9 protein-coding genes are annotated in these 12,887 nt (G+C 35.2%); 5 read left to right on the plus strand and 4 right to left on the minus strand.

The features are described from left to right. Positions 1 to 7 precede the first annotated feature (7 nt). Positions 8 to 946 carry a type II CAAX endopeptidase family protein gene (locus O9307_RS07910; RefSeq protein ID WP_298297396.1) on the minus strand — a complete coding sequence of 313 codons (939 nt, stop codon included), beginning with the start codon at positions 944 to 946 and terminating at the stop codon, positions 8 to 10. A 255-nt stretch (positions 947 to 1,201) separates the two neighbouring features. Between O9307_RS07910 and O9307_RS07915 the strand changes: the two genes are divergently transcribed. After that, positions 1,202 to 3,163 carry a KUP/HAK/KT family potassium transporter gene (locus O9307_RS07915; RefSeq protein WP_298297399.1) on the plus strand — a complete coding sequence of 654 codons (1,962 nt, stop codon included), beginning with the start codon at positions 1,202 to 1,204 and terminating at the stop codon, positions 3,161 to 3,163. Between the two features lie 137 nt (positions 3,164 to 3,300). After that, on the plus strand, positions 3,301 to 4,536 hold the full coding sequence (locus O9307_RS07920; RefSeq protein ID WP_298297402.1) for a methyltransferase domain-containing protein: 1,236 nt from the start codon (positions 3,301 to 3,303) through the stop codon (positions 4,534 to 4,536). A gap of 58 nt (positions 4,537 to 4,594) precedes the next feature. Here O9307_RS07920 and O9307_RS07925 read toward each other — a convergent pair whose 3' ends face one another. The 3 genes from O9307_RS07925 to O9307_RS07935 all read right to left on the minus strand — a co-directional run bounded on the left by O9307_RS07925 (position 4,595) and on the right by O9307_RS07935 (position 9,273). After that, complete coding sequence (locus tag O9307_RS07925) at positions 4,595 to 4,942, minus strand: DUF1801 domain-containing protein (protein ID WP_298297405.1); 348 nt, start codon at positions 4,940 to 4,942, stop codon at positions 4,595 to 4,597. Positions 4,943 to 4,944: 2 nt separating this feature from the next. After that, positions 4,945 to 6,315, minus strand: coding sequence for a M20/M25/M40 family metallo-hydrolase (locus O9307_RS07930; RefSeq protein WP_298297408.1), 1,371 nt, complete (start codon positions 6,313 to 6,315; stop codon positions 4,945 to 4,947). Positions 6,316 to 7,176: 861 nt separating this feature from the next. After that, entirely contained in the window at positions 7,177 to 9,273 is a 2,097-nt protein-coding gene (locus tag O9307_RS07935) for a glycoside hydrolase family 97 protein (protein WP_298297411.1), read from the minus strand. A gap of 945 nt (positions 9,274 to 10,218) precedes the next feature. Here O9307_RS07935 and O9307_RS07940 point away from each other — a divergent pair. The 3 genes from O9307_RS07940 (at position 10,219) to O9307_RS07950 (ending at position 12,601) form a co-directional block, all read left to right on the plus strand. Continuing rightward, positions 10,219 to 10,557, plus strand: a complete 339-nt coding sequence (locus O9307_RS07940; protein WP_298297414.1) for a potassium channel family protein — start codon at positions 10,219 to 10,221, stop codon at positions 10,555 to 10,557. Positions 10,558 to 10,977: 420 nt separating this feature from the next. After that, on the plus strand, positions 10,978 to 11,964 hold the full coding sequence (locus tag O9307_RS07945; protein ID WP_298297417.1) for a bestrophin family ion channel: 987 nt from the start codon (positions 10,978 to 10,980) through the stop codon (positions 11,962 to 11,964). A 10-nt stretch (positions 11,965 to 11,974) separates the two neighbouring features. After that, entirely contained in the window at positions 11,975 to 12,601 is a 627-nt protein-coding gene (locus O9307_RS07950; protein ID WP_298297420.1) for a carbonic anhydrase, read from the plus strand. Positions 12,602 to 12,887 lie beyond the last annotated feature (286 nt).

Here is a 12,887-nt window from a genome sequence, read left to right on the forward strand (position 1 = left end):
TAGTAATTTATTCTTTTATAGTAAGGACGTTATTGTGTATATTTCCTGTAAGTTTTTCTTTCCAGTTATTCCAATTGTATTTCCTACCAAAGATAATCAAAAGTATTGGGTATATAAGTATTACAGGCAAGATAACATCAAAACCAAAGGTAGGTTCTGAAACATCTTTCAATATGGAATGCGTTTGAAAAGCCGACCAATCAGAAGTCACCAATAAAGCCCCAATTAAATTGTTTGCAGCATGAAAACCTAGTGCTAATTCCATTCCATCATCCATCAAAGTGATAACACCTAGAAAAAGACCCGTGCCAATATAATAAATCATAATACCATTTCCCATTTTAACAACTTCAGGATTGGACAAATGCATCAATCCAAAAATCAGAGAAGTCATAAGGAGAGGAATCCATTTATTTCGGGACAAATTAGCAAATCCTTGCATCAAATAGCCTCTAAAAACGTATTCTTCAGTAGTAGTTTGAATGGGAATCAACAACAAACCAATAATCGCTAAAATCAAAAAAGGGATAGGTTTGAAATTAATTTCGAAATGATTTGGGGTGACAAACCATTCTATTAAGGTACTCGCTATTCCAACTATTGCCCAAAGCGCAAATGAAAAAAATACACGATTCCAATCCATTTTGGATCTCGCTGTTGTTACTGACAAAATGGTTTGTTTATGAATATATTTAATCACTATAAAAACACCAACTAAAGCAAAAACAAAGGAGAGTAACATTAAAAATAAAGTAGTATTAGGTTCAAAAAAATGCATCAACCCCTCGTTGGTCATTGGAACAGTTTTATGATCTTTTGCTGCCTTAAAAAAAAACGCAATCATCATAGGAACTTGACCAACAAAAGCCATAAAGAATATAATCAATGATCCTAATAGATATTTATAAAAATGATTTTGTGGAGTAACTCCTTGTTCTAAAAACATAGTATTTACAATTTGTTAAATGAATTAATGGCCTAGTTTGTATACCTATTTTATACTCCTTAAAAGTACCTATTTAATTCTCATAATTTTACAAAAAAATGAAAAAGCAAAAACAACACTCTATAAAGTACTGAAAAATAAAGAAAAATTTACTTTCTAAAATTATTTCTTGAAACACCATGTTTCTTTTTAATAAATACATCTTTTATTTTATACAAAAGCAGTAAATTTGAAGCAGTTTTATAAAAATTATCCATGAGCACATCGCACAAAGACCTACACAGCAAATTAACGTTAGGTGGTTTATTGATTTCATTAGGAATCATTTATGGTGATATTGGGACATCACCTTTATACGTAATGAAAGCCATACTTGGCGAACACATCATCGACCCAGATGTTGTATTAGGAGGAGTATCTTGTGTGTTTTGGACACTTACGCTTCAAACCACATTAAAATATGTAATCCTTACCCTAAGCGCTGACAATCATGGAGAAGGTGGGATTTTTGCACTATATGCACTTGTCAAAAAAACGAAAATTCAATGGCTAATCGTTCCTGCAATTATTGGAGGTAGTGCCTTGCTAGCCGATGGAATCATTACTCCACCCATATCCGTTTCGTCGGCAGTAGAGGGTATCAAAACGTTTAATCCAGAAATCAATACTGTTCCCATTGTAATAGGAATTTTAGTGATTTTGTTTACGATACAACAATTTGGGACAAAGTTAGTAGGGAAATTTTTTGCTCCAATGATGACCATTTGGTTTTTGATGTTAGCCATTTTAGGTACTATTCAAATCACTTCTCATCCAGAAGTTTTTAAAGCAATAAATCCTTATTATGCCTATCATTTACTATCCATTCACCCCGATGGCTTCTTTGTACTAGGCTTTGTATTTTTATGTACAACAGGTGCAGAAGCCTTATACTCTGACATGGGACATTGTGGTAGAAAAAACATCAGAATAAGTTGGATTTTTGTAAAAACAGCATTAGTCTTAAACTACTTTGGACAAGCTGCCTACCTAATTCAACATGGAGGAGTAACACTACAAGCCTTAGGTGGAGAAAACGGAAATCCGTTCTACTTAATAATGCCAAGTTGGTTTCAACCTTTTGGTATTGTGGTAGCTACACTGGCCGCCGTTATTGCCTCACAAGCTTTAATAAGTGGTTCATTTACGCTTATAAATGAAGCCATGAGATTAAATTTCTGGCCAAAAGTAAGAATTAAATACCCAACGGAATTAAAAGGACAACTCTATATTCCATCTATCAATTGGCTATTATTAGTAGGATGTATAGGTATTGTACTGCATTTTGAAGAATCTAGCAACATGGAACATGCTTATGGTTTAGCCATTATTCTTTGCATGATTATGACCACTATTTTGCTGAATTATTACTTAATCATGAAACGCGTAAAATGGTACTTTTTCATGCCGTTGATTACTATTTATCTCATTATAGAATTCAGTTTCTTAGCTGCTAACATTACCAAGTTTGCCGAAGGAGGTTATGTTACATTATTTATAGCCATACTCCTAATTTCTGTAATGACTATTTGGTATTTAGCGAAAAAAATCAACAAGAACTATACTAAAATTGTCAAAATTGAAGACTTTAAAAAAGTATTGGTGGAATTAAGTCATGACTTATCAATCCCAAAATATGCTACACACTTGGTGTATATGACTAATGCAGGTCGTGTAGATGAGATTGAAGAAAAAGTCACTTATTCTATTCTTCAAAAAAGACCCAAAAGAGCGGATATTTATTGGTTTGTTCATGTAAACGTATTGAATGAACCTTATAAAAAGGAATATAAAGTCACTGAAATTGTTAAAGATGATATTTACAGAGTCGATTTTAATCTTGGTTTCAGAGAACCAACAAAAATCAATCTAATGTTCCGTGAAGTAATTGTTGACATGGTAAAAAAAGGTGAAGTAGATGTTACTAGTAGATATGAATCTCTTAATAAAAACAATATTGTAGGCGATTTCAAATTTGTGCTTTCAGAAAAATTCTTATCCAATGATTCTGATTTGTTATGGCATGAAAAAATCATCATGAACTCTTATTTCTTAATCAAAAAGTTGAGTTTATCTGAAGAAAGTGCTTTTGGATTGGATAGCAGTTCTGTAAAAATTGAAAAATTCCCAATGGTACTGCATGCTCCTGAAAGTTTAGGACTTAAAAGAATCAAATAACAATTCTAGGTATACCTTAAAAAGCACTGTAAAAGCAGTGCTTTTTTTTATCCTCAAAAAACATTAAGAACAACATTACCAACTAAAAATTTAACTTTCAATCAATAAATAGTACCTTTGCAGTTCAATAATTCAAAATGAGATTACACAGAAATTTAGTTTATACTACTATTGATGCCTTAAATGCCATATTTAATGAAGGAGAATATGCCGATAAAGTAGTAGCCCGTTCTTTAAAAAAAGACAAACGTTGGGGAAGTGCAGACCGTAAATTTGTTGCCGAAACCATCTACGAGATTGTACGATGGAAACGACTATATGCTGAGATTGCCGAAGTAAAAGAACCATTTGACAGAGATAATCTTTGGAGAATTTTTGCCGTTTGGGCGGTTTTAAGAGGATATCCAATTCCAGATTGGAGACAATTAGAAGGCACACCAGAACGTAAAATTAAAGGACGTTTTGACGAACTTTCCAAAATCAGAACCTTCAAAGAATCGATTCCAGATTGGATGGACGAAGTTGGTGTTAAAGAACTAGGAGAAAAAGTTTGGTCGAAAGAAATTACCGCTCAAAACCAACCAGCCAAAGTGGTACTAAGGGTAAATACCTTGAAAACAACTCGAGAAAAATTAAGAGCCATCTTAATGGATCTAAACATTGATACTGAAATGTTGAAAGATCAACCAGAAGCTTTAGTCTTAAAAGAAAGAGCGAATGTGTTTTTGACCGATGCTTTCAAAGAAGGTTTGTTTGAAGTTCAAGATGCTAATTCACAACTTGTAGCCGCTTTTCTAGATGTAAAACCTGGGATGCGAGTAGTAGATACTTGTGCGGGTGCAGGCGGAAAAACATTGCATATTGCCGCTTTGATGGAAAACAAAGGACAATTAATTGCCATGGATTTGTACGAAAGTAAACTCAAACAATTAAAACTAAGAGCCAAAAGAGACGGAGCTTTCAATATTGAATACCGCATTATTGATTCGACTAAAGTCATTAAAAAATTGCATCAAAGAGCCGATAGAGTACTTATTGACGCACCTTGTAGTGGACTTGGAGTTTTAAAAAGAAACCCTGATGCTAAATGGAAATTACAACCAGAGTTTATCGATAATATCCGAAAAGTACAGTCGGAGGTTTTGGAAAGTTATTCTAAAATTGTAAAACCTGGAGGTAAATTAGTGTATGCTACTTGTTCCATTTTACCTTCTGAAAATCAAGAACAGGTGAAACGCTTTTTGGGAACAGACATCGGAAAAGAATTTACTTTTATCAAAGACCATAAAATATTGGCTTCTGAATCTGGATTTGACGGTTTTTATATGGCTTTATTAGAGCGCAAAGAAAGCCAAGAGAAAGAAATCAAATAATATCAAAAAGTTCTTTAGTGAAACAAAAAAGTCCTCGAGCATTTCGAGGACTTTTTCGTTAGTATAAATCGATGGCTTCAGCGAGCACATCTAGTAAAACATCGTGGTCTATGGTTTCTAAACTAGTATAACGTAGCGATTTTACGGTATTTCGCTTCTCGTCCACTAACTCTGATTGATTGCGTTGCAATTGAAATCCTTTGGCGAAACCCAAATCGACAAATCCTTTCTTATGATTGGGAGCGAGATAACAAAAGGGTTTCTTTTTATAATACACATAAGGAATGCCCCATTTGAACATCACTTCACTCTCAGGTAGTTGTTGCTGAATCACCTGAAGTAAATGCAACATAATACTTTGGTACAAGTGCGGCTGATTGAAAATATAGGCTTCAGCGGGTTTCATAGTTACAAGCCTTTTTGATCCATCAAATACAACAAAGAAGCCATAGTAGCTGCTCCCAATTCCAATTCTCTTTTGTTGATGGCATCAAAGGTATCGTTGGCCGCGTGATGGTAATCGAAATAGCGTTGAGAATCGGGTTTGAGTCCTGCTTTGACGATATGCTTGGATGCTAATGGACCAATATCCGTTCCGCTATGTCCTTTTACAAAACTATGAATCAAATAGGGTTCAAATAACCCTTTCCAACTGCTAAATTTAGCAAATTCCTCGTCATTGCATTCGAACGAGAAACCTCTAGGCGAAAAGCCCCCCGAATCACTTTCGAGCGCAAAAATGTGGTTTTCTTGGTTTAGCTGTGCCAGTTCCGCATATTTTTTTCCACCACGGTTGCCATTTTCTTCATTCATGAACAATACTACACGAATCGTGTTTTTAGGTTTATAGTTAAGCTGTTTCAAGATACGTAGGGCTTCCATACTTTGCACCACTCCTGCTCCATCATCGTGAGAGCCATCAGCCAAATCCCACGAATCCAAATGACCGCCAACCACCATAATATTTTCGGGGGTTGTACTTCCTTTGAGTTCGCCTACCACATTATAAGACAACACATCGGCCTTTTGTTCACACGATTGCTTAAAGTAAAACTGTAATTGCGGGTTTTCTTTTAACTTTTTACTCAATAATTCAGCGCCATTGGTACTGATTGCTGCCGTAGGAATCCATTGTGATTGGGGTAAATCACCATAGCTTTGATTACCAGTATGTGGAAAATCATCCAAACGTAAATTCATTGAACGTATAATCGTTCCCACTGCACCATATTTTGCTGCTTCTCTCGCACCAGAAGAACGCTGATCTACACAATGTCCGTAAGCTTTAAAAGTTTCGATTTGTTCTGCGTCCATTGGGCGGTTATAAAAGACTATTTTTCCTTTTAAAGCCGTTCCCAAGCTTTCTAATTCTTTGATGCTATGTACTTCGATTACGGGAGCTAGCAAACCCTTTTTTGGTGTAGCAATCGACCCGCCCAAAGCACAAATTGGCACTTCAATTTTGTTTTTTCCATCTTTGATATAAGCGGTTTCTTTAGCACCACGCACCCACTTTGGCACCATTACTTCCTGTAAAAACACTCTATCTAACCCTAAGGTTTCTAATTGTGCTTTGGTGTATTGTACTGCTTTTTCAGCATTATCAGAGCCTGATAAGCGGTGTCCGATTTGGTTAGAAAGATAGTCCAGCCATTGGTAGCCTTGCCCTTTGGTCAATGCGGATTGGTAAATGGCTTTGAGTTGCAACTCCTCTGATGATTGCGAAAAAACGACTCCGCCAAGGCTTAGCAATAGGGCTGTAAAAAAAGTTTTCTTCATAGTTTTAGGTTGGTTTTGGAACTTTATAGTTGGTGGCAATTTCGGGAAAGTTTATGAAATATTAGGTAGGTTGTTTAAAGTTTATGGTTAATTGTTTATGGTTTAGGGTAGTTTAGGGTAGTTTAGGGTAATTTAAAATTGTTTAAGGTTGTTTAAAGTTTAATTGGTTAATTGTTTAGGGTTTATGGTCGTTTTAGATTGTTTAAGGTTGTTGTGATTGGTGTACATCGAGCCTTCGGCTCTTTCGATTTGCTTTGTGTGGACTAGACTGAAGTCCAGTCCTACAAAATGGGTCGAGTCTACGACTTTCTGCCGAATGTATATGTTCCGTTGGAATGGAATTTAATCCGATGTTTTTTTAGAGATTTCCTGCAAGGTTTTTTTAACCTTATAGGTATAAGCGGGAAATTATCAAAACCTACAAGGTCTAGAAAAAGACCTTGCAGGTGTATAGCGAAACTAAATCAAGTCCAGCTTTACAAAATAGTCGAGTCTACGAATCTCTATCGGATGTACAAGTTCTGTTGGAATGGAATTTAATCGATTGTGGTTTTAATCCGATGTTTTTTTTGAGATTTCCTGCTAGGTTTTTTTTAACCTTGTAGGTATAAGCGGGAAATTATGAAAACCTACAAGGTCTCGAAAAAGAGCTCGCAGGTTGGTAAGTGATACTTCATTTTTAAATAAGCTTTTTTCAAAACTTCTTATAAAAAAGAGTCGTGTCCCCTAGCCCCAATCGCAGTGGCATCCTTTTTTACATAAAAACCTAGTAGTAACCCACTACTAGGTTTTTATGTAAAAAAGATAGAGCGGAGAGCGGGACGACGCGTGTGGTGCTCCGCCTGCGTATGCTCCTGAAAATTAAGGAAGTGGTTCGAAACTAATGGCGGTTCCTCCCCCATCGGCTAATTGCAGTTTGAGTTTGCTAGCCGATGTTACCACTTGTGTTTTGATGGTGTAAGCGATTGGGTTTTTCTCCCAATGTGCATTTTTGGCGTCTTCGTAGATGATGGCTTTGTATTTTTTGCCTTTGGTTAGGAAATCCAATTTGATTTCGGTGGTTCGGGCATTTTCATCGGTGATGGCGCCTAGGAACCAAGTGTCTTTGCCTTTGGTTTTTCTGGCCACGGTAAGATAATCGCCGGGTTCTGCTTCTAGATACAAACTCTCGTCCCAATCCATCGCCACGTCTTTGATGAACTGAAAAGCATCGGGATATTTCTCGTAGTTTTCAATCAAGTCGGCCGCCATTTGCAAGGGAGAATACATCGTCACGTACAAGGCCAATTGCTTCGCCAAAGTGGTGTGTACTTGCTCGATTTTGTTTTTATCGTAGTAGCTCATTTTGATTTCAAAAATCCCCGGGGTGTAATCCATAGGGCCGCCCAACTGACGCGTGAAAGGCAAAATGGTTTCGTGTGCTGGCGGATTTCCGTTGCTCCAAGCGTTGAATTCGTTTCCACGAGCCGATTCCGCCGCGATGTAGTTTGGATAAGTACGGCTGTAGCCTGTTGGGTGCGAACATTCGTGTGAGTTGACCATCAATTTGTTATCGGCAAAGCGACGCGCCACAAAATTAAAGTGATTCACCATCGCTTGTCCATCGTGGAATTCGCCACGCGGAATGATTTTGCCCACATAGCCCGTTTTGGCCGCAGGATAGTCGAATTTCTTCATCAAATCTAATGCGCGGTCCAAGTGGCGTTCGTAGTTGCCCACAGACCCCGAAGTCTCGTGATGCATAATCATTTTTACGTTTTTGGCTTTGGCGTATGCCGAAACTTCTGCCAAATTAAAGTCAGGATAAGGTGTCGTAAAATCAAAAACATCTTCTTTCCAGTTGCCTACCCAGTCTTCCCAACCTACGTTCCAACCTTCGACCAACACGCCATCAAAACCGTGCTTGGCGGCAAAATCAATATAGCGTTTGGTATTTTCGGTAGTTGCGCCGTGTTTGCCTGTTGGAATTGGATTGCCCGCTGCGTTTTGCGCATTTTGAGAACCCGCGTAATCCCAAGTCGATTTCCCCACGTGCATTTCCCACCAAATCCCCACATATTTCATTGGTTTTATCCAAGAAGTATCTTCGATTTTAGAGGGTTCGTTTAGGTTCAAAATCATTTTGGAGCTCACAATTTTTCTAGCGTCATCGCTGACCATAATCGTACGCCAAGGCGAAACGCAAGGCGCTTGCAAATAGGCTTTATCTCCAATGGCGTTGGGCACCAAATTGGCTTTTAGCGTGTACTTTTGCACGTTAGCATCCAAGTGCATCACGGGATAATTCACCACAGCAGCTTCAAAAATATTGAGGTACACACCCGAAGGCGATTTCATTTGCAAAGGCGTTTGCACCGTGTATTTTCCGGGAATGGATTTTACGCCTATCCCGTTGTTAAGGTTCAGTTTTTCGTTGTCAATTTCGGAGAATTTCGTTTCGTTGTACACGTATTCATTGCTGTCAAAATCTCCCGGAATCCAGAACACTTTATTGTTTTCGGTCAAATTGAATTCCGTCTTCTCGTCCGAAATGATAAAATAGTTCAGGTTTTCTTGTTTAGGGAAATCATAGCGAAACGCCACCCCTTCGTCAAAGGCTCTAAAGACCAAATTGAGTTTCACTTTTGAATCTTTATTTAGTAAAGAAACGATCAATTCATTGTAGTGATTCACGATTTGGGCTTGTTCACCTAATACGGGGGTCCATTTTTCATTGACCGAATTAGTTTTTGTGTCAATAATTTCAAAATGATTGACCAAACCTTGTTTCTCTTTAAGACTTATTCCTAAAGCACTTTGTACTACAACGGGTTTATTTTTGTAGCTCACCGCATAGGTAGGTTGACCGTCGGGCGTGAGCTGAAACGTAAGCGCCAAAGTTCCCGTTGGCGATTCCACCCTTTGTGCGGACACCAAGTTCATACAACAAAGGAGCAGTAAGGAAAATAATTGTTTCATTTGGATTCTATTTTTTTTGTAACTATAAAAATACGCAAAAAGTCCCGAACCTTAGCTGTAATTAGGTAAGACTTATGCTCTTTGAAAGTAAAAAATCCCACTCTAACGTTTGCGTGCTAATAAGTTTTTGATATACTTCAGCAGTACAATAATTTCAAATTATTGATCAATTTCACACTCACAAATTGAAAGCAATTTGTATCAATTAAATGGAATAGATAATAGATTCTATGCAAATACTATTTGAACATAAAGAGATTAAAGGAATGTTTGGCTTAAATAAAAATAAGACTAACTGGTTTAAACATTTCGATGCTTTAGTCTTTACAGGTATTGGAGAAAAGTCAACAATTATTAGATGATATCAAAGATACCTTTTTATAGCACCTGCAACGGATTCGGCCAATTACGTTTGCAAAACCACTTGAATTTTAAACGATTATTTTAAGCAATTAATGAAGTTCAAAAAAATAAGCTAAATTTAGCGCGAAGATTTCGACTAGAATTAGAAGATTTTTATTTTAAAATAGGCTTTGATTTAACTAAAAAAGAAAAAATCAATTTTGTTTAAACAAATAATAGAGACGGATTTTTTCGTTACGAATTTTAAAAATGGGAAATAAAACAGTACACACCAAATTAGGTAATTATCGATTTGAATTTTTATTGACAGCTTTATTGTTATTAATTTTCGATAAAATATTCTTTCCAAATAATGATTTTTATCTAAAATACATTTGGCCATTAAATATGGTAGTAATCTCTATAGCAAGTTTTGGCATATATTTAGAACACAATAAAAAAATAAAAACAATTCGAAATATACTTTCGATTATAAGTATTTTAATGCCGTTTGGCTTCATTTTCCTAAATCAACATTTTTGGTTTATACAAATTCTAACCTTATTTTTTATTATTTACTATTGCTTTATTTTTAGCGAAGTAATGTTTCAAATAACATACTCTAAAGAAGTTCGCATTAATGTAATTATCGGTTCTTTTTGTGGTTACATGCTTTTGAGTATGATTGCTTTATTTACCTATTTATTAATTGAATATAATTTCAGTAATTCATTCCACGGCATTAGCACAGGCAATCCTTCTTTAATTTACAATGAGTTGTCTTACTTTAGTTTTATAACGCTTACCAGTATTGGTTTTGGTGATATTTATCCTATAACCGATATGAGCCGATTGGTTACTGCATTTTTTGGTATGGCGGGACAGTTTTATATGGTTGCTGTTGTCGGAATTATAATATCGAAATTTACATCAAAAAAATAAATTCAAATTTAAGTTAAAAAAAAACGAATCTCAAGGCAAAAGAAAAAAGTAGACTACTTCCAAAAGTAGTAACTTAAATCAAACGTAATATGGGTTCAGTAAGGTTTTATTGACGGAATTAGAACAAATTCATAAGAATTAAACGATTTGGTTCGTGCAGAATACTTCTTAACGAAATTGGTTATGCCTTTCAAGTAGAAAATTTCACGCCGAAGAATAGAATATAGCATGAAAAATAATTTTAAATTGAAACAATAATTAAATATAATTTAAGTTTAATTGCAAAGATTTATGAAATTTCAAAAGAAAAACTCTAGGATTTAGTAAAAAATGCCAAGGCTAATGGCGCTTTTCAAAATATTCAAATTGCGCAATTTTAGTAGTTCTGCAATTGATAAATAATAAATATTAAAATTAATTATGTACACAGGAAAAGATTTTACCTTTCAAATATTATGGCATTTTGCTAGAAAAAATTTATTTAAAACACTTATTATTAGTAGCATAGCAGTTGTTTTATACAAATATTGTGGCTTTAAATTTCTTGCTATCCCTTTTATTCCAATAGCTTCTATTGGTACTGCCGTTGCTTTTTATGTAGGTTTTAAAAACAATCAAGCCTACGATCGTCTTTGGGAAGCACGTAGATTATGGGGTGGATTTACAAATACAAGCCGAAATTATGCCTGTCAACTTATGGCAGTATTGGAAGACAAAGACATAGCTAAAGATTTACTATACAGACATATAGCATACATTAACATACTGCGATTACAACTTCGTAAAACAATTCCGTGGGCTACAAGCAAAGAAAATTTTCATCAAACTTTTCATGGTGAGAGGGATGAATTATTAGCATTTGATGAAGGTTTGAAGAAAATTTTAGAAAAAAACAATAAAATGCATTATTATGAAGCCATTCGAGCAAAAAATAATGCTGCATCACACATACTTAGAAGTCAAATTTTTGATTTAACAAAATTGAAAAGAGAAAATAAAATCGATGAATATGAGCATAGTGATTTAGTGAAACACATCAACGAATTATTCAATCTCCAAGGTGGATGTGAACGCATCAAATCAACGCCCTTATTTCGTCAGTATTCAATTTTCAGTAGAGTTTTCGTTAATATTTTTATTACTCTAGTCCCTTTCGGTTTGATGAAAGAGCTACACAACTTAGCTTCTTGGGGAATTTGGCTAACACTTCCCTTTTCGTTATTAATCTCTTGGGTATTTTTTACAATGGAGCAAATAGGTGAATATTCCGAAAATCCTTTTGACAATTCGATAAATGACACTCCAATTTCTACCATTTGTGTAAATATAGAAATTGATATCAAGGAAATAATTGGAGATACCGATCTTCCAGAAAAGTTAAATCCTATAGAAAATGTATTACTTTAAATAACAAAACATGAATTTTGAACAAATTGCCAAAAATAATGAGAAATGGGTTGCTGAAAAATTGTCACAAGATCCAAATTATTTCGAGAATCTTGCCAAAGGACAAACCCCAGAAACCCTATACATAGGTTGTAGTGATAGCCGAGTTACAGCAGAAGACTTGATGGGCGCTAATCCTGGAGAAGTCTTTATTCATAGAAATGTTGCCAATATGGTAATTTCAATTGACTTAAACATAATGTCAGTTTTAAATTATGCAGTGCGCCATTTAAAAGTGCAAAATATTGTAGTTTGTGGACATTATGAATGTGGTGGGGTAAAAGCAGCTATGCAATCAGCAGATTTAGGAATACTAAATCCTTGGCTTAGAAATATAAGAGACGTATATCGTTTGCATCAAGATGAACTTGATGAAATTGAAGAAAATTCAAAACGTTATAATCGATTAATTGAGTTAAATGTACAAGAACAATGTATCAATATCATTAAAACTGCTGCTGTACAAGAAGCTCATAAAGAAAGAGGGTTAAGAGTTTACGGGTGGGTTTTTGATATTCACACAGGAAAATTGATTGATTTGAAAATTGATTTTGGAAAAGAATTAGAAAAAATAATGAAAATATATAAATTGGAGTAAATAATGATGACCTTAAAATCGAATTGGTAATTCTAGAAGACAAAGTTATCGTTAAGATTGAATACGGCTGGGTGACGATACAAGGTGAATTGTCTTCGAATTACAAAAAAAGCTACAAAATGTGTTATTATTTCTGAACAAAGAACAATGTACGTCCCTGATATAGGTTGACCACAAAAGTCAATTTATATGAAAGCAAATTTAAAGAATGTTCGAAAAGTACGGCATTATTCAGAAGATTTTAAACGAGAGATTGTTTCTGTTTTTGAAAGTGGCAAATTAAGTG

This window comes from Flavobacterium sp. (assembly GCF_027531905.1).
Lineage (GTDB): Bacteria > Bacteroidota > Bacteroidia > Flavobacteriales > Flavobacteriaceae > Flavobacterium.

Excerpts from the sequence above, each read along its gene's own strand:
- O9307_RS07945 (WP_298297417.1), top strand. The coding sequence starts at position 10,978 with ATGTACACAGGAAAAGATTTTACCTTTCAAATATTATGGCATTTTGCT.
- O9307_RS07915 (WP_298297399.1), top strand. The coding sequence starts at position 1,202 with ATGAGCACATCGCACAAAGACCTACACAGCAAATTAACGTTAGGTGGT.
- O9307_RS07940 (WP_298297414.1), top strand. The coding sequence starts at position 10,219 with ATGTTTCAAATAACATACTCTAAAGAAGTTCGCATTAATGTAATTATC.
- O9307_RS07925 (WP_298297405.1), bottom strand. The coding sequence starts at position 4,942 with ATGAAACCCGCTGAAGCCTATATTTTCAATCAGCCGCACTTGTACCAA.
- O9307_RS07930 (WP_298297408.1), bottom strand. The coding sequence starts at position 6,315 with ATGAAGAAAACTTTTTTTACAGCCCTATTGCTAAGCCTTGGCGGAGTC.
- O9307_RS07920 (WP_298297402.1), top strand. The coding sequence starts at position 3,301 with ATGAGATTACACAGAAATTTAGTTTATACTACTATTGATGCCTTAAAT.
- O9307_RS07950 (WP_298297420.1), top strand. The coding sequence starts at position 11,975 with ATGAATTTTGAACAAATTGCCAAAAATAATGAGAAATGGGTTGCTGAA.
- O9307_RS07910 (WP_298297396.1), bottom strand. The coding sequence starts at position 946 with ATGTTTTTAGAACAAGGAGTTACTCCACAAAATCATTTTTATAAATAT.
- O9307_RS07935 (WP_298297411.1), bottom strand. The coding sequence starts at position 9,273 with ATGAAACAATTATTTTCCTTACTGCTCCTTTGTTGTATGAACTTGGTG.